Origin of the sequence: Glutamicibacter nicotianae, assembly GCF_016907615.1 — a bacterium.
Lineage (GTDB): Bacteria > Actinomycetota > Actinomycetes > Actinomycetales > Micrococcaceae > Glutamicibacter > Glutamicibacter nicotianae.
The window spans coordinates 3,284,114-3,307,792 of the sequence record NZ_JAFBCH010000001.1 but is presented as its reverse complement, the minus strand read 5'-3'; the positions used below and the strand labels follow the sequence as shown (position 1 = coordinate 3,307,792).

General features: G+C 63.1%; 23 protein-coding genes and 1 pseudogene. 20 read left to right on the top strand and 4 right to left on the bottom strand.

Annotated features, from left to right (window positions below; all coding sequences use genetic code 11):
• The first annotated feature begins 207 nt into the window (after positions 1–207).
• Positions 208–1,236: a glutaminase A gene (gene glsA / locus JOE62_RS15760; RefSeq protein ID WP_128469370.1), complete on the top strand. Its 1,029-nt coding sequence runs from the start codon at positions 208–210 to the stop codon at positions 1,234–1,236.
• A 404-nt stretch (positions 1,237–1,640) separates the two neighbouring features.
• Positions 1,641–1,859: pseudogene (locus JOE62_RS15755) on the top strand (agmatine deiminase family protein); the annotation flags it as partial.
• Here JOE62_RS15755 and JOE62_RS15750 read toward each other — a convergent pair.
• The gene (locus JOE62_RS15750) at positions 1,852–3,027 is read right to left on the bottom strand and encodes an FAD-dependent oxidoreductase (protein ID WP_204723099.1); all 1,176 of its coding nucleotides are present in this window, start codon (positions 3,025–3,027) and stop codon (positions 1,852–1,854) included. The pseudogene JOE62_RS15755 and the gene JOE62_RS15750 sit on opposite strands and share 8 nt — an antisense overlap.
• Before the next feature lie 114 nt (positions 3,028–3,141).
• Here JOE62_RS15750 and JOE62_RS15745 point away from each other — a divergent pair, with 114 nt between their 5' ends.
• From JOE62_RS15745 to JOE62_RS15735, 3 genes are all read left to right on the top strand, one after another.
• On the top strand, positions 3,142–3,879 hold the full coding sequence (locus tag JOE62_RS15745) for a TSUP family transporter (RefSeq protein WP_204723098.1): 738 nt from the start codon (positions 3,142–3,144) through the stop codon (positions 3,877–3,879).
• A gap of 77 nt (positions 3,880–3,956) precedes the next feature.
• Positions 3,957–5,132: a hypothetical protein gene (locus JOE62_RS15740; RefSeq protein WP_204723097.1), complete on the top strand. Its 1,176-nt coding sequence runs from the start codon at positions 3,957–3,959 to the stop codon at positions 5,130–5,132.
• Positions 5,133–5,192: 60 nt separating this feature from the next.
• Positions 5,193–5,855, top strand: coding sequence for a GOLPH3/VPS74 family protein (locus tag JOE62_RS15735; protein ID WP_190264048.1), 663 nt, complete (start codon positions 5,193–5,195; stop codon positions 5,853–5,855).
• A 32-nt stretch (positions 5,856–5,887) separates the two neighbouring features.
• Here JOE62_RS15735 and JOE62_RS16815 read toward each other — a convergent pair whose 3' ends face one another.
• The gene (locus JOE62_RS16815) at positions 5,888–6,181 is read right to left on the bottom strand and encodes a GntR family transcriptional regulator (protein ID WP_204723096.1); all 294 of its coding nucleotides are present in this window, start codon (positions 6,179–6,181) and stop codon (positions 5,888–5,890) included.
• Between the two features lie 190 nt (positions 6,182–6,371).
• Between JOE62_RS16815 and JOE62_RS15725 the strand changes: the two genes are divergently transcribed.
• The 6 genes from JOE62_RS15725 (at position 6,372) to JOE62_RS15700 (ending at position 11,533) form a co-directional block, all read left to right on the top strand.
• Positions 6,372–7,493: a type III polyketide synthase gene (locus JOE62_RS15725; protein WP_204723095.1), complete on the top strand. Its 1,122-nt coding sequence runs from the start codon at positions 6,372–6,374 to the stop codon at positions 7,491–7,493.
• Positions 7,493–8,206 carry a methyltransferase domain-containing protein gene (locus JOE62_RS15720; RefSeq protein WP_204723094.1) on the top strand — a complete coding sequence of 238 codons (714 nt, stop codon included), beginning with the start codon at positions 7,493–7,495 and terminating at the stop codon, positions 8,204–8,206. Before JOE62_RS15725 ends, JOE62_RS15720 begins: the two co-directional genes overlap by 1 nt.
• Positions 8,199–9,332 (top strand): FAD-dependent oxidoreductase, encoded by a 1,134-nt coding sequence (locus JOE62_RS15715; RefSeq protein WP_204723093.1) that lies wholly within the window; start codon positions 8,199–8,201, stop codon positions 9,330–9,332. Before JOE62_RS15720 ends, JOE62_RS15715 begins: the two co-directional genes overlap by 8 nt.
• A gap of 30 nt (positions 9,333–9,362) precedes the next feature.
• Positions 9,363–9,542, top strand: coding sequence for a hypothetical protein (locus tag JOE62_RS15710; RefSeq protein WP_204723092.1), 180 nt, complete (start codon positions 9,363–9,365; stop codon positions 9,540–9,542).
• A gap of 112 nt (positions 9,543–9,654) precedes the next feature.
• Positions 9,655–10,953 carry a dual-specificity RNA methyltransferase RlmN gene (gene rlmN / locus JOE62_RS15705; RefSeq protein WP_239543439.1) on the top strand — a complete coding sequence of 433 codons (1,299 nt, stop codon included), beginning with the start codon at positions 9,655–9,657 and terminating at the stop codon, positions 10,951–10,953.
• A gap of 94 nt (positions 10,954–11,047) precedes the next feature.
• Entirely contained in the window at positions 11,048–11,533 is a 486-nt protein-coding gene (locus JOE62_RS15700) for a carboxymuconolactone decarboxylase family protein (protein ID WP_239543436.1), read from the top strand.
• A gap of 57 nt (positions 11,534–11,590) precedes the next feature.
• On the opposite strand, the gene JOE62_RS15695 is transcribed toward JOE62_RS15700, so the two are convergent.
• Both JOE62_RS15695 and JOE62_RS15690 read right to left on the bottom strand, forming a co-directional pair.
• Positions 11,591–11,848, bottom strand: a complete 258-nt coding sequence (locus JOE62_RS15695) for a hypothetical protein (protein ID WP_204723090.1) — start codon at positions 11,846–11,848, stop codon at positions 11,591–11,593.
• Positions 11,849–11,948: 100 nt separating this feature from the next.
• On the bottom strand, positions 11,949–13,844 hold the full coding sequence (locus JOE62_RS15690) for a purple acid phosphatase family protein (protein WP_204723089.1): 1,896 nt from the start codon (positions 13,842–13,844) through the stop codon (positions 11,949–11,951).
• A gap of 239 nt (positions 13,845–14,083) precedes the next feature.
• On the opposite strand from JOE62_RS15690, the gene JOE62_RS15685 reads away from it, so the two are divergent.
• The 9 genes from JOE62_RS15685 (at position 14,084) to JOE62_RS15645 (ending at position 23,678) form a co-directional block, all read left to right on the top strand.
• Entirely contained in the window at positions 14,084–15,280 is a 1,197-nt protein-coding gene (locus JOE62_RS15685) for a pyridoxal phosphate-dependent aminotransferase (protein WP_338085808.1), read from the top strand.
• A gap of 212 nt (positions 15,281–15,492) precedes the next feature.
• Positions 15,493–16,995 (top strand): alanine/glycine:cation symporter family protein, encoded by a 1,503-nt coding sequence (locus JOE62_RS15680; RefSeq protein ID WP_204723088.1) that lies wholly within the window; start codon positions 15,493–15,495, stop codon positions 16,993–16,995.
• 132 nt (positions 16,996–17,127) lie between these two features.
• Positions 17,128–18,033: a dihydrodipicolinate synthase family protein gene (locus JOE62_RS15675; RefSeq protein WP_038993140.1), complete on the top strand. Its 906-nt coding sequence runs from the start codon at positions 17,128–17,130 to the stop codon at positions 18,031–18,033.
• 85 nt (positions 18,034–18,118) lie between these two features.
• Positions 18,119–19,120 (top strand): proline racemase family protein, encoded by a 1,002-nt coding sequence (locus JOE62_RS15670; RefSeq protein WP_038993141.1) that lies wholly within the window; start codon positions 18,119–18,121, stop codon positions 19,118–19,120.
• The gene (locus JOE62_RS15665) at positions 19,117–20,064 is read left to right on the top strand and encodes an ornithine cyclodeaminase family protein (RefSeq protein WP_204723087.1); all 948 of its coding nucleotides are present in this window, start codon (positions 19,117–19,119) and stop codon (positions 20,062–20,064) included. Before JOE62_RS15670 ends, JOE62_RS15665 begins: the two co-directional genes overlap by 4 nt.
• 31 nt (positions 20,065–20,095) lie before the next feature.
• Positions 20,096–20,785, top strand: coding sequence for a GntR family transcriptional regulator (locus JOE62_RS15660; protein ID WP_204723086.1), 690 nt, complete (start codon positions 20,096–20,098; stop codon positions 20,783–20,785).
• A gap of 3 nt (positions 20,786–20,788) precedes the next feature.
• The gene (locus JOE62_RS15655; protein WP_204723085.1) at positions 20,789–21,955 is read left to right on the top strand and encodes an NAD(P)/FAD-dependent oxidoreductase; all 1,167 of its coding nucleotides are present in this window, start codon (positions 20,789–20,791) and stop codon (positions 21,953–21,955) included.
• A 5-nt stretch (positions 21,956–21,960) separates the two neighbouring features.
• Positions 21,961–22,227 (top strand): (2Fe-2S)-binding protein, encoded by a 267-nt coding sequence (locus tag JOE62_RS15650; RefSeq protein ID WP_204723084.1) that lies wholly within the window; start codon positions 21,961–21,963, stop codon positions 22,225–22,227.
• On the top strand, positions 22,224–23,678 hold the full coding sequence (locus JOE62_RS15645) for an FAD/NAD(P)-dependent oxidoreductase (protein ID WP_204723083.1): 1,455 nt from the start codon (positions 22,224–22,226) through the stop codon (positions 23,676–23,678). The genes JOE62_RS15650 and JOE62_RS15645 overlap by 4 nt, the downstream gene beginning before the upstream one ends.
• Position 23,679 lies beyond the last annotated feature (1 nt).

The following is a 23,679-nucleotide window of genomic DNA, read 5'->3' as shown; positions in this document are numbered from 1 at the left end:
ACAAAATGCTAAGTCAGGCGGAGGACTTTGCGCTGTTAGTTGCTCCACAATGTCGGGGAAAACACAGCGGATTCTCGAGTTGGAGGTCCGCGGCGAGCGTGATTCTGTCCGCTTCGAGCTTGACGCGAGGTGCCAAGCGCCGGAGCTGTTGATAAGGTCAAACCAAGCAGCATGGATCAATGGACTCAGGATCAGAGGCAGGTGAGAATGACCTATCCTTCGGAAGGGAATAACGAGACTATTCCTACCGACTTCGACGATGTCGTTCAGCAGGTTTCCACCGGTGAGCTGGAGCATAATCGCATCGACTCCTTGCTCAAGGAAGCCCATGAGCGCTACGCGGATGTCGATGATGGACTGCTGGCCCACTACATTCCGATCCTGGGCCAAGCCGATCCCGACCTCTTTGGCATCGCCATGTCCCACGTGGGTGGCTCGGTCCACACAGTGGGCGATTGCAGCCATCTCTTTTCGATCCAGTCGATCTCGAAGATGTTCGTCTATGCGCTGGTAGTCCAGGAGCACGGCCGCGAAGTCGTCCGGGACCGCATCGGAGTGAATAACACCGGCATGTCGTTCAATTCGGTTATGGCAGTGGAATTGAACAACGGGTTGCCGATGAATCCGATGGTCAATGCCGGTGCCATCGCCACCACCTCGCTGATGCCGGGGAAGACCGCTGCCAAGAAATGGGAGAACGTGCGCGAAGGACTCTCCGCCTTCGCCGGCCGGTCGCTGAGCCTGGATGACGAGGTCTACCATTCCGAGTCGTTGGCCAACGAGCGGAACAAGGCCCTGGGGCATTTGCTCAAGAGCTACGGCCGGTTGGATGGCGACCCCTATGATGCTGTGGATGTCTACACCAAGCAGTGCTCGCTGAACATCAACGCGCACGATTTGGCCATCATGGGAGCGACACTGGCTGACGGCGGCGTGAACCCGGTGACCGGACAGCGCGTTGTGGATGCTGATGTTTGCCGCGACACCTTGGCGACAGTTGCCTCCAACGGTTTGTACGAGCGCTCGGGTGAATGGCTGTTTGAAATCGGTATCCCGGCGAAATCAGGTGTTTCCGGTGGCATCGTCGCGGTGGCTCCGGGCAAGGGTGCCATCGGCGCGTTCTCGCCACCATTGGATATGGCGGGGAACTCGGTGCGGGCGCAGCTTGCCATCGGGCAGCTCTCGCGCGCCATGGGCCTGAACCTCTTTGCCTCGGCCCCGGACAGGGACAGCTGATTCCCGGATTTTCTGAATTTATCCATAAGGGTGGATTGATTCGCTACCTAGCCAGGGTTTCATGGACAAACGGCTAAAACTTGCTGGCTACTAGCCGGCATCCGGCGTCAGGGTGTTGCTTGGGCCGGAAATTTCATGTTAAAAATACTGGCCAACTGCAGATTAAACAGAAGTGACGGTAGTCTGCACGCGCTCGTCTGCAGAAGCTGCAGTTCCCAGTTTGCGGGATCTGACGGCCGCAATGGCGAGTGGCATGCAGGGGTTGAAAAACCTACTAAAAAGCTTTACTTAAAGTGTGTGTCACTGGGGGGCACGTGAACTTTGAGGATGCGTATTTCATGAAGAAAGTAACCAAGGCAACCATCGCTGCAGTCGCTGCCGAAACCGGCCATTTGAATTTGACGAACTATTCCTATATCAACCATCTGGTGACCAACGGCCGGGTAATCAACTGCAGCTTCGATGACCCCAACGACCAGCAGGCAGCTGGCATCCTGGCCGCCGACTATCCCGGCCGCCAGGTGGTTGGCGTGGATGCGCGCGAGCTGTTTGCCCGAGGCGGCGGCATCCACTGCCTCACCCAGCAGCTGCCCGCCGCTGCACGGGAACAGGCGGCTAGCTGATGCCTACTGCGTGGCGGCGCTGCAGGAAGACTGGCTTCGCCACCGTGCGGTTCGCCGAGAACTTCGGTTCGGCCGTGCGCCGGCCCAAGGCCAGCTCGGCCAGGTGCTCACCGATGGCGGGCACGAACTTGAATCCGTGGCCGCTGAACCCTGCGCCGACGGTGATCGGACCAAGCGAGTCGAGGATGAAGTGCTCGTCCTCGGTATTGGCGTAGGTGCAGGACACCGTTTCATAGCGCGAGGGATCGACCCCTGGAAGCCAGCGTTCCGCGTAGTCCTGCAGCCCGCGCAGCTGCTCCTCGCTGGCTTGGTGCGGACGGTGCTCTGGATCGATGATCTGCCCTGAGCCGTGCCAGCCCACCTTGATGCCTTCGCCGGGGGTGCGCATCCCGTAGACGGGACCGAAGATCCGGGAACCGATTTCCCGGTTCGGGTCCAGTATGTGGTTGAATCCCGGCCAGTGCGCAGGCAGGTCCTTCTGCGCAAAATGCACCGGATGCTCTTCGGTGACGTGGATGGCTGGCAGCCTGAGCCCATCTCCGAGCAGCGACCGGGTCCAGGCGCCCGCGGTGACAATGGCATGACGGGCCCGGACGCGCGAGCTGGTTCCCCGGTGCTGGATCTGGACCTCGACACAGTCATCGGCAAGCACCTGAACGCTTGCCACCTGGTGCCCATGCTCCACGGACGCACCCTCGGCAACTGCCAGCTGCTGCAGAGAGGACACAGCGAGGTCGGCATTGATCTGGCCGCCGGTAGGGATATGCAGGACTTCGGTCTCGAACTTCATGCCGGCGAAACGCTCCTCCGCAGCTTTAATGGACAACAGCTCGCTGTCGAAACCTGCCTGGCCCAGCACCTCGTGCATGGCGCGCTGAGCTTCAACGATTCCGTGATTGACCAATCCGGTGCGCGTCAGGAGCGGCTTGCCGGAGCGTTGTGAGATCTCATCCCACAAGGTATTGGAGCGCCGCAGCAGGCGCAGGTACTCGGGTTCGGTATAGGCCGGATTGAAATTGCGGGTGGCCCCGTGCGAAGCGCCTTCCCGATGCCCCGGAGCAAAACGCTCAAGCAGCAGCACCTCGTGTCCGCCATCGGCCAGGGACCACGCAGCGGCCGAGCCCATCGCCCCGCCGCCAATTACCAGGAAATCCACGTCATTGCGCATTCCTACAGCGTAGAACTCCAGCTGAAGCGTGCTCCATTCAAATGACTCATTGGCCGTGGACTAACGTAATAGTGGACAGCGACGAGGGATAGCGGAGGCAGCGTGGAGCAGGGCGTGCAATTAGCGGCGATCATCGGCTTGGCAGCCGCAGTCTTCGTGGGTGCCTCCACACAGCGTATTTCCGGCATGGGATTCGCCCTGGTCGCTTCGCCCTTCCTGGTCATGGTCCTGGGGCCGCACGAAGGCGTCATGCTGGTCAACTTGCTCGGCGCCTGCAGCAGCCTGCTGATCTTTGCGCAGGTTTTCCGACAGGTCGAGTACCGGAAAGTCGCTTTCATGCTCATCCCCGCCATGCTCATGACCATCCCCGGGGCGTGGGTAGCGAACTCGCTGGATGGGCCGTGGTTGAATATCGGCATTTCCTTCATGGTGATCCTCGCGCTGTGCTCGAGTTTCGTGATCCGGAACCTCGCCATGGCCCAAAGCAGGGGATTGGCGATTGGCGCCGGGGCTGTCTCCGGTTTCATGTCCGTGACTGCCGGGGTCTCCGGTCCGGCCATTGCCGGATATGCGGTAGCCAGCCGCTGGCCGCAAGCCCAATTCGCCATATCCGTCCAGCTCTATTTCCTGGTGCTGTCCTTGACGTCGCTGATCGCGAAGGGCGGCATGCCGCAGCTGCATTGGCAGCAATGGGGCGCCTGCTTCGGCGCGATGGTGCTGGGCATCGTGCTGGGCAATTTTCTGGCCCCGAGGATTCCGCAGAAGTTCAGCCGCGCTTTCGTGGTGCTGATTGCCTTCAGCGGCGCGGTGAGCCTGATGGCCAGCGGCTTGCTCGCGTTGTCCCCGAACTAGCGCAAGGACCTGTTCCGCGGAGGACGGCCGGGCCGCGGGCAGTACACGTTCTTCAATGAAATGAGAGAATGTACTACGTGCATTCCCAATATCCCGATGTCACTCTCAGCAAGCGCGTCACCGAACTGGACATCGAGCGCCGTGCCCTGTGGGCCGGCCTGCTCTGTTCTCTCTTCGGGCTGGTTGTCGGTTTCATCGTCTTCGCCGGTGAGCGTCCGCCGCTCTTTGGCGATCTGTCGGTAGGCATTGTTTCCGCTGTTTGCGGTGCCGTCTCGGCCGGAACCAGCAGCGCCTATGCGTTCCGCACCATGCTCCGGGCCCGCGAGACGTGGCTGAAGAAGATTCCCGCATGGCGCCAGATGGTTACTGCCCTTGGCCTCGTCTTGGTGCATATAGCCAGCACCATCATGATCATGCTGGTCGTGTTCCACCTGCTCCAGCAGGCTTTCTACGGGCTGCATCTGGACGTGCTTGCAGGGGCTCTGGCAGTCAGCGTAGCCACGGGCATCAGCGCCTACCTGTCCCTGGAGGCCACCGCGCGTATCAACGCGGAGTCCCTGTCGGTGGTGCTGGGGGTCTTCATGAGCGCCGGTGTGCTGATCAGCATGCTGCTCGCCGAAGACCAGAACTGGTGGAGGAGCATGTTCTCGTCGCTGGGGACCACGCAAGCCGGCATGGGATCCTTCTGGACTTTCAATCTCACCCTGGTGATTTCCGGCTTGGTGCTTGCTGCCTTCACCGAGTTCCTGACTCGCGACCTGGTCCGTTTGGCACAGACCTACCGTTGCCGCCCTGCGTTGGAACGCTACAAGATTGCACGCATGGTGCGTCCTCGTCCGAAGCTGGTGCGCTGGTGCCTGCTGCTTGTCTCCGTGGGAATTATCGGCATCGGCTTGGTCCCCTTCGACGTGGCCATGGAGGTGCATTCGGCCTTCGTGCAGATGGTCTCGGTGGCCATGATCTTCCTGCTACTGGGCACTATCGTCCTGCTGCCGGGCTACCCGGTGGTGTTCCATCTGCTGTCCTATGCGGCTATCGGCGCGATCTGGGGCGCCTTCCAGCTGTGGACCAAATGGTCCTATTACAACCTGACCGGTTTCGAGCTGTCGGTGGTGGCCATCATGTTCAGCTGGATCTCGGTCTTCATCCGCACCACCTCGGCCATGACGCAGGATCGCTCCGAACCCCGGACCACCCATTTGCCATCCGAACTGGCCAAGGCCAATAAGAAGCCCACGGCCAAGGGCGACTGAACCTGTATATCCGTCGCAAGGCTGAAGATCTCCTCCAGTGCGGGCAGGTAGCCTGAGAATATGTTGATCGCAGAAAAGCTCTACTTGCTCATGGCCGATGACTCCGAGAAACCAGAAGCAGTTGTATCAGCTACGGGATACGGCATGAACGCCGCCATCATCACCGACCTGATGATTGCCGGGCGTGTGGCGCTCAGCGAGGATGAGCAGCGGCAGATCCAGCTCATCGGTGCCGGCCCCTGCCCGGATCCAGTGCTTGCCGCGCCATTGGAGCAGCTGGAAAGGCGGGGCAGCCTGAGCCTGGATGACGCAGTGAAGATCAATTCCCTGTGCGATGTCCGGTTGCTGACCGATTCCCTGGCCAAGGGCGGAATTATCGAATACGGCGAACGCACGATGCTGGGCTTGGGAAAGCAGCGGGTGCGCATCATCAACCAGCAGATCCAGCGCCAGATCAGAACCGACCTGCACGGTGCCCTTCACGGGCAGAAAATCCCTGGAACCAGCGATACCACCGTGCTCGCAATCCTTCAGGCCGTAGGCCTGGTTCACCCTGTGCTGGAGGAAGAGCTGGCGCCCATGACTTCGGCCCAAGCGCAGTCCCGGATAGCGGAACTCGCGCAGGATTCACCAGCAGCGGACTCGGCGCAGCGAGCAGTGGCGGCGATGAACGCCGCGATTGTCAGCGAGCGCGTCATTCCGCCTGCGCCAGGCAAGAAATAGCCGAACGGCGCACGCCTTTCAGCTCAGGGTGCTCAACCCAGCATCAATGACCACTTCGACGGTGGAACGGTAATGGTTTCCGAGCAGGTCGGCATCACGAGCCATAGCGGCATCCAGGATTTCCTGGTGCTCCTTCTCGCCGTTGCGCTTGCCTGCCGCCCTCGACGGGGCGGCCCAGCGCCGGTAGAGCTCGGTGAAGTTCGCCAGGTCAGCGATTCGCGGATCACCGTCGTGCTGGTTTCGAACTGCTCCGCCAAGGTGGTCGGCTGCAGGCGGTCGCCGGGCGACCAGAAGCCATCAAGGATGGTCCGGCGGATACCCTCCAAGGAATGGGCTGATGCCTTTGCCGCGGAGCCTCTTTCCTGCGCGAGAGATTAAATCTGACGTTAAAAACAATAATCATATTCTTCGCCGAAGATAGATAATCCACGCGCTGAGGGCAACAGAACATCGGGTGAACGCTGGCAATTCGCCGAAGCTGTTTACCATTTTGCGCAACGGTCCTATGCTCGGGGCATGCCAGTGAAGATCCGCACGATCCAGACAGCAGTGCCTGAGACGCAACTTGCCCAGGCCGAAATCCGCGATGTCTTCGCCAGCCAGCCGAATCTGAGCCGGCTGGGCGAGCGGCTCATTGCCACCTCGTTCAACTCCGCAGCGATCAGCACCAGGTACAGCTGCGTTGACGAGTTCGACCTTTCTCTGCCCGAACCGGAGCGGCCGTTGTTCTATGACAGGACTGCCGGCCTCCTGCTCTCGCCGAGCACCGCCGAACGCAACAACGTGTACGCGAATCAGGCCGGGGCGCTCTTCAAGGACGCCGCAAAGAAGGCGCTGGATGCCTGCGAGGACCTGGCGTCGGAAGACATCACCCACGTCATCACCGTCTCCTGCACCGGGTTCTACAATCCTGGCCCGGACTACCAAATCGTGCGGGCGCTGGGGCTTGCCCCGAGCACCGTACGCCATCACCTGGGATTCATGGGCTGCTACGCCGCCTTCCCCGCATTGCGCGCGGCCCGCGACTTCTGTCTGGCCGATCCGGACGCCACGGTGCTGGTGGTCTGCGCAGAGCTGTGCACCTTGCATGTGCACAGCTCCAATGACCCGGATACCATCATGGGCTCGGCCATCTTCGCCGACGGGGCGGCCGCGGTGATCGTTTCGGCAAAGGGCAGCGGGCCGCTGCAGATGGACGGCTTCGAAACCGTGCTCACCCCGGTAGGCGAGGAAGCGATGGCCTGGAATATTGGCGATCACGGATTCGAGATGGTGCTGGGTACCTACGTCCCGCACATCATTGACGAGCACATCACCGCAGCACTGCAGCCGCTGCTGGGCAAGGACGGGGATCCGGAACTCACGGTGGGCAGCATCCAGCACTGGGGCCTGCACCCCGGCGGCCGGGCCATCCTGGACCGGGTGCAGAACCGGCTGGGCCTGGATGACCGGCAGCTTCAGCCTGCCCGCGCGATTCTGGATGGCTACGGAAACATGTCCAGCGCCACGGTGCTTTTCGTGCTCAAGGAAATCCTGGATACCGCAGAACCGGAAAACGGGGAACGGATCTGCTCCATGGCTTTCGGTCCCGGATTGACCGTTGAAACGGGGCTGTTCACCGTATCCAGGAGAGAATGATGCTCCGGCTGGAGCGGGATACGGCAGCCATCGAGGAAATGGACCGACCGGATTGCGACCCGGTGCTGCTGCACCGCACCTACGCCCAATTCCCCTTGGTGAACCGGGTCGTGGCGGGCTGGCGGGGCAACTACCTGGAATGCATCCGTCCGTTGCTAGTGCACCGGGCACGGGCCAGAATCCTGGACGTGGGCTGCGGCGGCGGGGATATCGCGGCGAATCTGGCCCGCTGGGCGCTCGCCGACCGGTTCGAAGTCGCAGTGCACGGCATCGACCCGGATCCGCGGGCCATCGGATACGCCCGGCAAGCGTTGCACCGCAGCAAGCTGCCTGGCGGGGTGCTGGAATTCCATGAAACCACCAGCACCCGGCTGGCGGCCGCCGGCGAGCGGTACGACCTGGTGCTTTCCAACCACCTGCTGCACCACCTGTTGCCGGATGAACTGCAGCAGCTGCAGCTAGACACCGAGCAGCTGTGCACCGGTCTCGGATTGCACAGCGATATCCGGCGCTCGCCGATGGCGTTGGGGCTCTTCGGCCTGGCGACCCTGCCCTTGGCCGGCAGCTCGCTGATCCGCCGCGATGGCTTGACCTCCATCAGGCGCAGTTATGAGCCGGAGGAGCTGGAGCACCTGCTCCGGGCCGGCTGGGAAGTGCGCACGCAGCGCCCGTACCGCAACCTGCTGTTCTGGGACGCTGGACGCCGTGGATGACGTTGCGATCATCGGTGCCGGACCGGTGGGCCTGGCCTTGGCCATCCTGCTCGTCCAACGCGGGCGCAGCGTCCGGGTCTTCGAACAGCGCAGTGCGCCGGCAGCGCACTCGCGGGCCTTTGGCCTGCATCCTCCTGCGCAGCTGGTCCTGGATCGGCTCGGAGTGGGGGAGGCCGCGCAGCGCCACGGCGTGCAGATCCGCGGCGGGCTGGGGATCTCGCGCGGGAGGAGCATCGCCGCGATGGATTTCGCCACGATTGGCGGACCTTACCCCTATGTGCTGTCCTTGCCGCAGCAGTCCACCGAGCATTTGCTGCGCGAGCGCCTGCAGCAATTGGCGCCGGGTTCGCTGGTGCCCGGATGCGCTTTTGACAAGGTGCTGGGACAGTCCGAGCGATCCGTGGAGTTCGCAGCCGGCGGCTCTGCCTGCCGGGCACGATGGCTGGCCGGTGCCGACGGGGTCCGCTCCGCAGTCCGCACGGATCTCGGGGTGGACTTTTCCGGGTCTGGCCATCGCGACCGGTATCTGATGGGCGACTTTCCTGATACCACTGGACTAGCGCATACGGCGGCGTTGTTCCTGCATCGGCAGGGGATCGTCGAATCCTTCCCGTTGCCCGGTGCACGGCGGCGCTGGGTGGTGCGCGTTGAACGGAAGCTGGACAATGATTCACCGGGAATCTTGACCGAAATGATCATGGACCGGACCGGATACCTGCTTGACCACGGGGCCTGCACCATGACCAGCTATTTCGGCACTGCTACCCGGATGGTGTCCTCGATGGTCCACGGGCGGGTGGTGCTGCTCGGGGACGCGGCCCATCAGATCAGCCCCATCGGCGGGCAGGGGCTGAGCTTGGGGCTGGCTGATGCGCAGGCAATAGCCGACCTCATTGCTGCCGGTGCACCAGCTGGTTCACTGGATGATCTGCGGCTCGCGGTCGCCCGCAGTGCTGCCCGGCGTGCGCAGGTCAACATGCTGCTGGGGCGGGCCCTGCCGAGCTGGTCCGTCCCGCTGCGGGATAGGGCGATTTCAGCATTGGCTGCCAGCGGCTGGTTGAAGGAGAAAGTGGCGCGAAGCTTCACGATGAGCTCTCCCGGGCAGTGGACAATTCCCTTGGCATGACGAAATGGCAACGCTTCGGTTACTGATTGCGTGATTGCATCTATCAGTGCAGTACCCGGCGACGCGATGATCACCCGGGAGCACCAGGAAGGGCTCCGCCACTGGAGCCAGGACCGCCCTGCCGCTGCCACCAGCAGACGCCTGGGGGACAGGGACCTGGCCGGGGCCGTGGGCAACATTGGCCACCTGAAGGAATCCTTCAAGTACTGAATACCCGTATGCAGCCGTGCCGAGCCGCCGGTAGATTGGCGGTGCGGCACTGCTTCGCGCGTGCCCAAACTCACCGCCAAACTCTCGCGGATACATGAAACAATAGGTATCAATGACTTCCATCGATTCCACCCCACTTTCCGCCGAAGAACGCAAGGCGCTGCGCAATGAGCAGGCCGCGGCCCAGCGCGCCCAGCAGCTGCGCATCTCCAAGTCCCGAGCCGAAGCCGAAGGCCGCGCCCAGGTCGTGCCGACCGCCGAAGGCTGGAAGCAGGAGATGGGTGCCGATGGCCGTCCGGAGCTGCAGTTCTCCACCAAGCGCCGCGTCTCCCAGCCGCCAACGCACCTGGCCGACCTGTCCCTGGCCGAACGCCAGGCCAAGTTGAAGGAACTGGGACTGCCGGGCTTCCGCGCCAAGCAGCTCTCCGTGCATTACTTCCAGCACTACACCACCGACCCGGAGAAGATGAGTGACCTGCCGAAGAACGGCCGGGAGGAACTCGTCCAGGCGATGTTCCCGAAGTTGCTCACCGAGGTCAAGCGGCTGGAAACCGATGATGGCAAGACCATCAAGTTCCTCTGGCGCCTGTTCGACGGCTCGCTGGTCGAGTCCGTCTTGATGCGCTACCCGGGCCGCATCACCCTGTGCATTTCCTCGCAGTGCGGCTGCGGCATGAACTGCCCGTTCTGCGCCACCGGCCAGGCGGGCTTGACCCGTAACATGTCCACCGCGGAGATCCTGGACCAGATCGTCCAGGCCAACCGCGTGATCGCCGAAGGCGGCCTGGGCGGCCAGAAGCACCCGGATGAGCGTGTGGGCAACATCGTGTTCATGGGCATGGGCGAACCGCTGGCCAACTACAAGCGCGTGATGAACGCCGTGCACCGCATGGTCGCCGAGGCCCCGGAAGGCCTGGGCATGAGCGCCCGTGGCATTACCGTTTCCACCGTCGGCCTGGTACCGGCGATCCGCAAGCTCGCCGACGAAGACGTGCCGGTGACCTTCGCGTTGTCCCTGCATGCTCCGGATGACGAGCTGCGCGACGAACTGATCCCGGTGAATTCGCGCTGGAAGGTCGACGAGGCGCTGGATGCCGCCTACGACTACTACGTGAAGACCGGACGCCGTGTCTCGATCGAGTACGCGCTGATCAAGGACATGAACGACCACGAGTGGCGTGCGGAAATGCTGGCCAAGAAGCTCAACGCCCGCGGCCGCGGTTGGGTGCACGTGAACCCGATTCCGCTGAACCCGGTGCCGGGCTCCATCTGGACCCGCAGCGAACCTGACATCACGTCCAAGTTCGTGCGCCGCCTGGACGAGCTGGGCGTGCCGACCACGCTGCGCGATACCCGCGGCAAGGAAATCGACGGCGCCTGCGGCCAGCTGGCCGCCGACGGCGACAAGTAGCAAACCTCGTGGAGACCAGCTTTCGCTGGTCTCCACGGTTCTTTAACCGGATGCCTTCGAGCAGGAGGGCTGCACGTGGATGTATGGTTCAACTATGGCCGTTTCAGACCCGATGTTCCTCGACAGGACCAATCCCGAGCTTTGGAACTCGATTGGCAGATTCTCCAAAGATGTCGCCAAGTCCTATCGCGCCGCCGGGATCAGCGACCGCACCGCCGAGCTGGTCAACCTGCGCGTATCGCAGATCAATGGCTGCGCCTTCTGCCTGGACCTTCATGCGCGCAAGGCGCTGGATGCCGGCGAGAGCCTGCAGCGGATTACCCTGCTGCGCACCTGGGATGAATGCGGAGGGCTATTCACCGAAGAAGAATGCGCCGCATTGGCCATCGCCGAAGCTACCACTGACCTTCCGAACCCCGAAGAGCGCATAGCTGCGGTGGCTTCGGCCCGGCTGGTGCTGAGCGATGAGCAGGTGGCCGCGATCCAATGGATCGCCATCGCCATGAATGCCTTCAACCGGATTTCCATCCTTTCGCGCCACCCGGTCAAGGAACGCGAACTGGACACCACGGGCAAATAGCCAGAGGCCGCCGTGCCCCTTGGGGACACGGCGGCCTCTGCCGTGGATGCGTGCTGCCTACAGCTTTTCCTGCGGGCTTGTCGCGCGCACGGCTTCGGTGAAGCGGCGTTCGAATTCACCCGCAGAAACCAGTTCGCGCTCGACACGGAACGAGGGTTCCTCGATGCCGAGCACCGCTGCGATCAAGGAGCGGGTGTAGAGGGAGATCTTGCGCGACTTGCGGGTGGAAGTCACATGATCCAATTCGGGAACCCAGATGTTCCACCAGCCGGCTTCCTTGGCGACTACTGCCTTGAAAACGCGCTGTTCACTCATGTCTTGTCCTGCTCCCTGCGCTGCTGCGCTCAGTGGCCTTTGCTCACTTCAATAGTCCACTACCTGCAGCCATGGCGACAAGTCGCCTGCTCCGCCAGAGCTACTTTGCCAGTGGCACCCCGTCCTTGCCTACTGCGAAGCGCACGACATCGTCATAGGCCCGCCGCTCGGTCTTCTCCAGCTGGTACTGCGAATCCAGCAGCGGGAAGATATGCACGGGGGTCAAGGTCAGCTCGGCGCCCTGCGCGGTATTGGCCACGTCGATCAGCAGGTGCCCGTAATGCAAGCCGCCGGAGACCAGCTGCGGAACGCCGTTGGCATCCTCGGCCCAGGTTTCCGGTTCATCGGCCGGGGCCGACCACTGCGAATGCGAGTTGAAGCGCAACGGCTCGTAACCGCCTTCGGCATTCTGCACCAGCTTCTCACCGCGCAGGCCATCGGCTGCCACTCCGACGTCATAGGAGTGGAAACCGCGTCCGTCGCCGTCCTCATCCACCCAGGAACGCTCGAACATCTCATCGTGGCCGGAGATCACCGCTGCCACGCCGTGCTCCTCGAACATCGGAGTGTAGGCGCGCATTGCGGTGCCCGACTGGTTATCCGGGTGCTCATGGTTGGGCGGGGTGCCGTGCACGCCGTTGGAGTAGGCTGCGTGGTGGAACTGGACCAGCACGATCTGGCCCTTGGCGCGGGCATCGGCCAGCTGCTTCTCGGCCCAAGCCCACTGCGCCGAAGAGGCATCCATGTTCGGCAGGTCCACGTCCTTATCGGTGGATCCGGGGAACAGCTCCTTGAAGCCCTGGACGTAGGACTCGAAGGTGAACTCGCCCTGGGTATCGGTGGACAGCTTCCCTGCGTCCATATTCGTGTCATCGCCCGAGAACTTCTCACCGGACAGCTGGCCGGTCTTGGTGTTCTCATCCGGGCGGCCGTTGGTGGAATCCGAGGTCAGCACGGTGACCGGCCCGTGATCCACCCGGTAGTAGGAGCCCTTGTACTCGGGGTGCTGCGGATCCCGCGGCACCGAGAAGTAATCCAGGAAGCGGTTGCGCGAAATGACCGCCGGGGTGCGGCCGGCATCCGTGCCGTAGCCGCCGTTCAGCGCGGCATAGGTTTCCCAGTTGCCCAGCGCCGGAAGCAGCGGGACATTGGAGGCCAGGTCCGAATGCTCCCCGGCCACATGGCCGAAGAACTCATCCCAGGCCGGCTGGTAGCCCGAACCCTGGGTGAGGTCGCCAGCCATCATGACCAGGTCCGGATCGGCGGCCTGGATGTGCTTGAGGTTCTCGTTGAAGGCGGCGGACTGGTCCAGCGGGTAGCGCAGGGTCGGCTGGCCGTAGCGGGTGGTCATGCCGAACTCCTGGTCCCAGGCAGATCCGGCACCCGGGCGCTGCAGCGAATCCGCGGTGTAGCCGTTGACCGGAGAGAGTTCCCATTCGCGATGCTCGGTGCGTCCGCGCGGCTCGGTCTCGGAATCGGAGAACGCAATGATGCGCACGTTCTTCCAAGCCTCGCCCTTCGGCGCCGTCTTGAAAGCCGCGCTGTGGGTTTCGCCGGACTGGGTCACCGTGTAGTTGTAGGTCTTTCCCGGCTTGAGATCCTCGAAGGTCACCGAGTGCTTGTAATTCGAATTCGACTTCAGCCACGAGCCCTGCTCCAAGCCAGCGATCTGCTCATCGAGCTCGGCCTGGGTGTATTCCATGAGATCCAGGTATGCCGGCTCGCTGCTCTGCTGGCCGGACTTGCCCAGGCCCGGTCCGCTCATGCTGATGGTGCCCGGCTCATCGGTTTCGCTGATCCAGTTGATGGTCATCGAGGTGGAAGAAGGAGCTTGCAAATATGGCAATACGCGGAACCCCGGCGAGGGGTCCTTGGCAACTGCCGCCGGAAGGGCAGCAGCCGCGGTTGCAGGCGAGGCTGCCGCTCCGGCGGTTGGCGCCAGGGCCAGGGGGAGCAATACTGCGGCGGCCAGGGCGGCCGAGAGTGGCTTGTTCATGGTTCGTTCTCCTGTGCGAGGTGTCGCCTGCAATCGGCGGATACCTCGAGGATGCTCGGGGCGAATGCCCCAACGGTGGACGGGACGCAAACGGAGGGTGAACCGGGACAGTTAGCCTGCTCACCGGCTGTCCTTGGGCGCAATGCCACGCTGGAGCCGATAGCCTTGAAGCAGATAGCGCAGAAGGCCGCGGCGAGGATGCTCCGGTTCTTCGATGCCTGCGGAAAGAAGGACAAATAGTGCAAGCCTCCCAGCGTTCCAAGGTAGCCCCCTTTGAAGTGATGCAGATTGTCGAGAAGGTCGCCACGATGCGTACCGCTGGGCACGACGTGATCTCCTTGTGCGTGGGCGAACCCGGCGGCGGCGCGCCAGCTGCGGTCAATGAGCTGGCCGCCCAGCTGCATGCCGGGCACGCCGACTTCGGGTATACCTCCACCGCGGGCCTGCTCGAAACCCGCCAGGCACTGTCCCAGCACTACCTCGATACCTATGGGGTGCAGATCCCGGCCAAGAACTTCGTGATGACCACCGGGTCCTCCGGAGCCTTCCAGCTCTCGTTCCTGGCGGCCTTCGATGCCGGAGACGTGGTGGCGCTGGCCCGCCCCGGCTACCCGGCCTACGCAAACATCCTCGGTGCCCTGAGACTGGAAGTGGTGGACCTGCCCACCGGCGCGGCACAGCGTTTCCAGCCCACCGTCCAGCTGCTCGAAGCGGCCAAGACGCAGCATGGCCGCCTGGATGGTCTGGTGATCGCCTCGCCGAATAATCCCACCGGAACCATGTTCAGCGCCCAGGAGCTCTCGGAGTTGGCCAGCTGGTGCGAAGCCAATGACGTGCGGCTGGTCAGCGACGAAATCTACCACGGCATCGAGTTCGTCCCGGACCGCAAGGGCCACACCTCGTGGGAGTTCTCCCGCACCTCCATCGTGGTCTCCTCTTTCTCCAAATACTGGGGGATGACTGGCTGGCGTCTGGGCTGGATGATCGTGCCCGATGACCTGGTGGCCACCGTTGACGCGCTGGCTTCGAACCTTGCACTGTGCGCTCCGGCGCCGGCGCAGCGTGCGGTGGTGGCCGCCTTCGAGCAGCGGAGCCTGGATGAAGCCAATGAGCGCGTGGCCGAGTTCGCCCGCACCCGGGCCCACGTGCTGGGGCACCTGGGCAGCCTGGGGATCAGCGAGGCGGCTCCCGCTGATGGGGCCTTCTACCTCTATGGCCGGTTGGCTCCCGAAGTCCTGGAGCATTTCGGTTCAGCGGGCCAGTACTGCCAGGCGGTTTTGGAACATGCGCATGTGGCGCTGACCCCGGGAGGCGACTTCGATCCGTTCGAGGGGCACCTGTTCATCCGCTTGTCGTTCGCGGCCGGATACGAGCGCGTGGCAGAAGCCGTGGAACGGGTGGCCGCGTTTTTGCGCCAGGCGCTTCCGGCGGATTAGTCCTTCATAGTGCAGGCAAGCAGCAGCCAAACGCTGACCGCGTTTGGCTGCTGTTTTCGTGCGCCAGCAACGAGAGAATTCCGTTGAGAAAATTCCTCGGGACCATTGTCAGCTAGTAACAGTGTTATGTACCATTTTACATGTTGTGATCCAACTTACTCCGCAAGCGTCTCACCTCGATGCGATATCTTCGAATGCTCTGAGGAAAATACATGGAAACTTTGACCGCGATTAGTGATGGACTCTGGAATCCCATGGCGTATTTCGCCCTGGCGGTCGGACTGTTCTTCACTGTTCTTACCCTTGGCGCGCAATTCAGGTTGCTGCCACATACCCTCACCCTGCTCTTCAAGCCCAAGGTGGACGATGCTGGGATTGCTCCGCTCCAGGCCCTGTTGCTGACCATTGCCTCACGCGTGGGCGTGGGAAACATCGCCGGAGTCGGAACGGCGATCGCTGCGGGCGGACCGGGCGCGCTGTTCTGGATGGTTGTCTGCGCGCTGCTCGGAGCTGCAAGCTCCTTCGCGGAATCATCCCTGGCCCAAGTCTTCAAGCGGAAGGTCAACGGCGAGCATCGTGGCGGCATGCCGTTCTACGTGAAGTTCGGTCTACGCCTCAAGTGGCTGGCGGCAGTTCTCGCGGTCATGACAGCTGTCGGCTACGGTATCGTGTTCCCCGGCGTGCAGTCGAACAACATCGCTGCCAGCATGAAGAACGCCTTCGGCATCGACCCGTGGGTCAGCGCCGTGGTTGTCACCGGCATTCTCGGCGTGGTTATCTTCGGTGGCACCAAGCGCCTGGTCAAGGCCGTGGATTTGATGGTCCCATTCATGGCGCTGGGCTACATCGTGGTGGCCCTAGTTGTCGTCGCTGCCAACTACTCCGAAATCATTCCAGCACTGCGGTTGATCTTCGAGAGCGCCTTTGGCTTGCATGAGCTCTTCGGGGGGATGGCTGGCATGGCTGTGGCCTGGGGCGTGCGCCGCGCCGTGTTCTCCAATGTCGCCGGTGTCGGCGAAGGTACCTACGGTTCGGCCGCGGCTTCGGCAAACCACCCTGCGACCCAGGGCCTGCTGCAGGGATTCTCGATCTTTATCGACACCGTGGTGGTCTGCTTCGCAACCGGCATCATGATCGTGATCACCGGCTCCTACAACGTCTTCTCCTCCGATGGCGGCACCGTGGTGGAAAACCTCCCCGGCGTCGAGGCCGGCGCGGGGTACACCCAGAATGCCGTTGACCAGGTTCTTCCGGGCTTCGGTCCAGGTTTTGTCGCCATCGCGCTGTTCTTCTTCGCTTTCACGACCTTAGTTGCGTTCTACTACATCGCTCACACCAACCTGGTATTCCTTTTCGGCAAGGAGCCGGGCTCGGTGGCAGCAATTCTGCTGAAGCTGGGCATGATGGCGATGACCTTCTACGGTTCGGTGGAATCCGCTGCAGTGATCTGGACGCTGGGTGATATCGGCTACGCTTCACTGGGCTGGGTAAACATGGTCTGCCTGCTGTTCCTCGCGCCGGTGGTCCGCAAGGTGATCCGCGACTACGACCGCCAGCGCAAGCTGGGCGGGGAAGTGCATTTCGACCCGCGCCCGCTGGGCATCGAAGGCGCAGAGTACTGGAAGGTGCGTGCCATCGAGCGCGAGCGCGGCTACGTGACCACCGAGCACGCGCCCCTGATTCAGCGCGATGATCTCGACGGAACAGGGAACTAGAAAATAATTCGCTTCTGCTATTGCACTGTAAAATTGTACATAGTACCTTAGATGTAGTGGATCGCACATAGAGCCCCGGTGGCGGGGCTCAACCCCACCGCATCACAAACTTCATTGAAAGGAAGATCAAAGATGTCTCAGACCCGGAAGCCATGGCAGGGTGTACACGTAGCATCGTCGCTGCAATTCAACGAAGACCTGAGCGTTGACTACGACGGCTTTGCAGAGCACGTAGCCTTCTTGGCCGCCAACGGATGCGACGGAATCGCACCGAACGGCTCGCTGGGCGAGTACCAGGCACTGACCGAAGAAGAGCGCGCCCGCGTCATCACTACCGCGGTCCAAGCGGCACCGGACGGCTTCACCGTCATGGCAGGCATTGGCTCCTACGGCGGCCTGCAGGCACGCCACTGGGCCAACCAGGCCGCAGAAGCGGGTGCTTCCTCGGTGATGCTGCTGCCACCGAATATCTACCGCGCCAACGACGACGAGGTCATGGAGCACTACCGTCTGGTGGCCGAGGTCGGGCTGCCGGTGGTTGCCTACAATAACCCGATCGACACCAAGGTGGACCTGACCCCGAAGCTGATCGCCCGCCTGTTCGAGGCGGGATACATCGTGGGCGTCAAGGAATTCACCGGCGATGTGCGCCGCGCCTACGAAATCAGCGAACTGGTTCCAGAACTGGACCTGCTGATCGGCACCGACGACAGTGTGCTGGAAATGGGCATCGCCGGCGCCGTGGGCTGGGTTTCGGGCTACACCAACGCCTTCCCGCAGACCATGATGGAACTGTACAACCTGTCCACCAGCGGGGATCTGAACGACTTGGAGAAGGCCAAGGCCCTGTACCGCGAATCGCACTCGCTGCTGCGTTGGGACACCAAGACCGAGTTCGTCCAGGCCATCAAGCTGTCCATGGACATCGCCGGATTGAAGGGCGGCGCATGCCGTCCGCCGCGCGGCCCGCTGAGCGCCGAATTCCGCAAGGCGATCACCGCTGACACCGAAGCCGCGCTGGCCCACGGATACAAGTAAACAGCATGACTTGCCAGCCGGTGCCGAGGGGGCCCAGAATTTCCCTTGGCATCGGCTTAGCCCACCAATTCCACTAAGGACTTCAATGCGCACCACCCGTGTATTTCACGCTGTTGATTCCCACACCGAAGGCATGCCCACCAGGGTCATCACCGGTGGAGTAGGAACGATTCCAGGCAAGACCATGGCCGAACGCCGCCTGTGGTTCATGGAAAACAGCGACCACATCCGCAAGTTGCTGATGAATGAACCACGCGGCCACGCAGCCATGAGCGGCGCTATCCTGCAGCCTCCCACCAGGGATGACGCTGACTACGGCGTGTTGTACATTGAGGTCTCAGGCCTGCTGCCGATGTGCGGGCACGGAACGATCGGGGTAGCCACCGTGCTGGTGGAAACCGGGATGGTCGAGGTAGTGGAGCCTGTCACAGAGATTCGATTGGACACCCCGGCCGGCCTGGTCATCGCCTCCGTGCAGGTCAACGACGGCCATGCCACCGCGGTGACGATCAAGAACGTCCCATCCTTCGCGGACAGGCTGGACGCCTCGGTGCAGGTTCCGGGCCTGGGCGCCGTCAACTACGACCTTGCCTTTGGCGGGAACTTCTACGCCGTGGTCGACTTGGAATCCATCGGGCTGCCCTTCGAGCGCGAGCGCAAGCAGGAGCTGATCGAGGCAGGGCTGTCAATCATGGCAGCCATCAACGAGCAGGACGAACCGGTCCACCCCGAACGCGATGATATCCGCGGCTGCCACCACGTCTATCTCAAGGCCCCGGACTCCGACGCCGAGCACTCGCGCCACGCCATGGCCATCTACCCTGGCTGGTTCGACCGCTCGCCTTGCGGCACCGGCACCAGCGCGCGCATGGCGCAGCTGCACGCCCGCGGTGAACTGGAGCTGGAGACCGACTTCCTGAACGAATCGTTCATCGGCTCGCAGTTCACTGGCCGGCTGGTGGGCACCACCACCGTCGGTGGCAAGCCCGCAGTGATCCCGACAGTCACCGGACGCGCCTGGGTCACCGGCACCGCACAGTATTTCCTGGATCCCACCGATCCATTCCCGGAAGGATTCATCCTATGAACCTGCCCTACTTCGACGAGGCGACCCTCACCGAGAAGATCGACCCGGCCACCGCCGTGCAGATCCTGGCCGATGCACTGGCCGCGGGACTGGATCCGGAACTGGATTCCCCGCGCTTATTCGCACCGACCCAGCGTGGCGAGTTCCTGATCATGCCGGCGCTGGGAACCGAGCGCAACGGCGTCAAGGTGCTGACCATCGACCCGCAGAACACCGCGGCGGGCCTGCCCAAGATCCAGGGTTCATACCTGTTGTTCGACGCTGAGACCAGCGCGGTGCTGGCAGTGCTCGACGGTACCGTGCTCACCGCGCTGCGCACCCCTGGCACGACGGTGTTGGCGCTGCGCGAGATGGCCAGAGTCACCGCATTCTTCAGCTCCAAGCCGCAGGTGCTGGTCTACGGCACTGGCATCCAGGCCAAGAACCATATCCGCTACTTCCATGCTCTGTACTCCAGCTCGCAGTTCGCGCTCGTAGGACGCAGCCTGGATAAGGCGCAGGCTGCCGCAAATGAGTTGCGGGCCGAGGGCATCGGTGTTGTTGCAAGCCAGAATCCGGCCATTGAACAGGCGGATGTGATCATCTGTGCCAGTTCCTCGCCGACCCCGCTCTTCGACGGTTCGAGGGTCGCCTCCCACGCGCTGGTTGCGGCCATCGGCCAGCACGGGCTGGAGCATCGTGAACTGGATGCCCAGCTGATGCTTCGCAGCGACGTGGTGCTCGAAGGCCGTGCCTCAGCGATCCGCGAAAACGGCAACGCGGTCGACCTGCATGCCGACGGTGCATGGCATGGCCAGGCGCCGCTGAACGTGCAGGAGCTAGTGCTCGGGAAGTTCACCCGTACACCGGGCCGTCCCGCGGTGTACACCGGTGTCGGCATGGCTTGGGAGGATCTGGCCATGGCCAGCGCGGCGGTGGATTTATGCAATGTAGCATTGCAGTAAGTCGATAGCAGCTACATATGATGGGGGAGCCATGAACGCCTTGGCACTGGAACCACTGAACGAGCGCCGCAGCCTGCGGGAGACCGTGGCAGAAAAATTGCGTGCCGCGATCATCTCCGGAGACTTGGTTGAGGGCCAGCTTTACTCTGCGCCCGTGCTAGGCGATGCACTGGGGGTCTCGGCCACCCCGGTTCGCGAAGCGATGATGGACCTGACCCGCGAGGGCTTAGTTGAAACCATCAAGAACAAGGGGTTCAGGGTCACCGGCATGACCGACACGGAGCTGGAGAACATCGCAGCGATCCGTCTGCTGATCGAGCCGGAAGCCACCCGTCTGGCCGCAGAAAACCACACGAAGGCCAACATTGCGAAGCTGACGCAGATGGCGAAAGTCATCGTCGACGCAGCGCAGGCCGACGATATCGACGGCTACCTCAGCGCCGACCGCGCGTTCCACCACGAGCTCATGACACCCTGCGGCAATGCGGAACTGGTCGACCTGGCCACCAGCTACCGCATGCGCACCAGGCAGTACGGGCTGAAGTCACTGATGCGCGAGCGCAAGCTGACCACCATGGCCGCTGAGCACCTGCAAATGGTCAAGCTCATGGAAACGGGCGACAGCACGGCGCTGCACGCACTACTGATCAAGCACATCTCGCACGCCCGCGGTTTCTGGAATGTCGGAGACCCGAACGACGAGGTCAAACGCAAGGACTAATGAATGGCTCAAGGCACTGACGTTCTCATCATCGGCGCCGGCATCATCGGCAGCGCCATCGCCTATTTCGCCGCCCAGCAGGGGCTGAGCGTCGTAGTTCTCGACCGGGCCGGACCTGCATCGGGTACCAGCTCGCGCTGCGAGGGCAACATCCTGCTCAGCGACAAGGAGCTGGGCCCGGAGCTGGAGCTCTCGCAGTACTCTCTGGGCGTATGGAAGAACGATTTGGCTGAATTCGCGCACCTATGGGAATTCGAGGCCAAGGGCGGCTTGGTTGTCGCCTCGCAGGAATCCTCACAGGCTTCGCTTGACCGTCTGACCACCGCACAGCGCAGCAACGGCGTAGTTGCCGAGATCCTGGACCGCGACCAGCTGCTGTCGGCAGAACCGCACATCAGTCCCGATGCCCTGTCCGCGGCCTACTACCCGCAGGACAGCCAGGTCCAGCCCATGCTGGCGGCCTCCTGGCTGCTCCGCCTCGCCTGTGATGCGGGGGCGAAATTCGTCCCCAACGCCCAGGTCACCGCGCTGCGCCGGAGCAACGGGCGGGTCATCGGCGTGGACAGCACCGACGGCGCCTTCGCCGCAGGCAATATCGTGAACGCCACCGGCACCTGGGCCTCGTCAATCGCCGGCCTTGCCGAGGTGGCGGTGCCGGTGAACCCGCGCAAGGGCTTCGTCATGGTCACCGAACCGCTGCCGCCGAAGGTCTTCCACAAGGTCTACGCCGCCGAGTATGTGGATAACGTCGGCAGCTCGGATGCCGGGCTGCAAAGCTCCCCGGTGGTCGAAGGCACCCCTGCGGGCTCCATCCTGATCGGCTCCAGCCGCGAGCGCGTGGGCTTCGACGGCTCGGTTAACCTCAGTGCGCTGAAGCAGATGGCCAACAATGCGATCGGCCTCTTCCCGTTCCTGCGCGACGTCAAGATCATGCGCCACTACCACGGCTTCCGCCCCTACTGCCCCGACCACCTGCCGGTGATCGGGCACGACGAGCGCGCGCCGGGGCTGTGGCATGCGGCCGGTCACGAGGGCGCCGGTATCGGGTTGTCGGTAGGCACCGGCAAGCTGCTGGCCCAGGCCCTGGCTGGGCAAACCGCCGACCTGGACCTTGCGCCCTTCGCCCCGCACCGATTTGCCGAACACCCACTAGTGAAGCAGGAGTCGTGAATCCCATGGAGCAACCAATCACCATCAGCATCGATTCGACCCTTGTCACCGTTGAGACCGGCACCACCGTGGCCGGCGCGATGATCTCCCAGGGCACTACCGCCTGGCGCAGCACCCGCAACAACGAGCGCCCCCGCGGCCTGTTCTGCGGCATCGGCGCCTGCTTCGACTGCCTGGTCACCATCGACTCAGTGCCGAACCAGCGCGCCTGCATGGTGCGCGTGTGCGAGGGGCAGCAGATCGATACTGACACCGCCAAGGAGCGCGCATGAGCCAGCAGATCCATGTGGCAGTGATCGGCGCCGGGCCTGCGGGACTTGCCGCTGCGGCCAACGCACTGGCCCACGGGGCGCGCGTGACCTGCATCGACGCCAACGACCAGCCAGGCGGCCAGTACTGGCGCCACCGCTACGAGCAACCAGGCGTGAGGTCGGATTCCACCGGTCACCACGACTGGTCCACCTACCTTTCGCTGCGTAAGGCATTCGATGCCGGCATCAGCACCGGCACCCTGTCCTACCAGCCCAATACCCAGGTCTGGATGGCCCAGCAGGAAGCCGACGAAACCATCACCCTGCAGCTGACCAAGGCAACTGAGGCAGGCCATGAATCAGGCATGAGCACCCTGGCTGTGGACCGGCTTGTCGTCGCCACCGGCGCCTACGACCGGCAGATCCCCATCCCCGGTTGGGACCTTCCAGGGGTCATGACCGCGGGCGCCGTGCAGGCACTGATCAAGGGGCAGGGCGTGCTTGCCGGCGAGCGGATTGTGCTGGCAGGCACCGGCCCGTTCCTGCTGCCGGTGGCAAGCAACGTCGCCCATGCCGGAGGCAAGGTCCTGGGCATCTGCGAATCTGCCGACCTGACCGGATGGCTCAAGCACCTGAAGGAACCGCTGGCAGTTCCGGCCAAGGGCGTCGAGGGCGCTGGATACGCCTGGGATTTGCTGCGTCACCGCATCCCTTACAAGCGCAGCACAGTGATCACCGCCATCCACGGCACCGACAAGGTGGAAGCTGTCAGCATCGCACGCACCGACAAGTCAGGTGCTGTCATCGCCGACAGCGAAGAGCGCATCGAGAACGTTGACTGCGTGGGCCTTGGTTTCGGCTTCACCACCCAGCTGGAGCTGCTCACCGCCTTCGGCGTGGATACCCACGTGGATGTCGACGGTTCCCTGGTAGCCGACGTGGACCAGTTCCAGGCAACCAGCCGTGCCAATATCCTTGCCGCCGGAGAGGTTACAGGCATCGGGGGAGCAGCGCTGGCAGTCGCCGAAGGCACTGTCGCCGGCTACCGTGCAGCCCTGGGCCAGGGACAGTACCCGGACCGGGCGCTGGTGAACCGCGAGTTGAAGACCATCAAGCGCCACCGCGCCTTCGCCCGTGCCATGCACCAGGCACACCCGGTGCCCGAGTACTGGAGCGCGAACCTCGAAGAAGACACCGTGGTGTGCCGGTGCGAGGAAGTCACCGCGGGGCAGATCCACGACGCTCGCGACCACCTGCAGGCCACGGATGCGCGGAGCATCAAGTCCACCACCCGTGCTGGCATGGGTTGGTGCCAGGGCCGCGTGTGCGGCTATGCAGCTTCCTGCCTTGCCACCAACGGCGATACGGAAGAGCGCTTCGCCCAAGTTGTCGCCAGCACCTACAAACGACCGATTTCGATCCCGGTGCCGCTGGGCGAAATCGCAGACCTCGACGAATCACCGAAGGAATAGG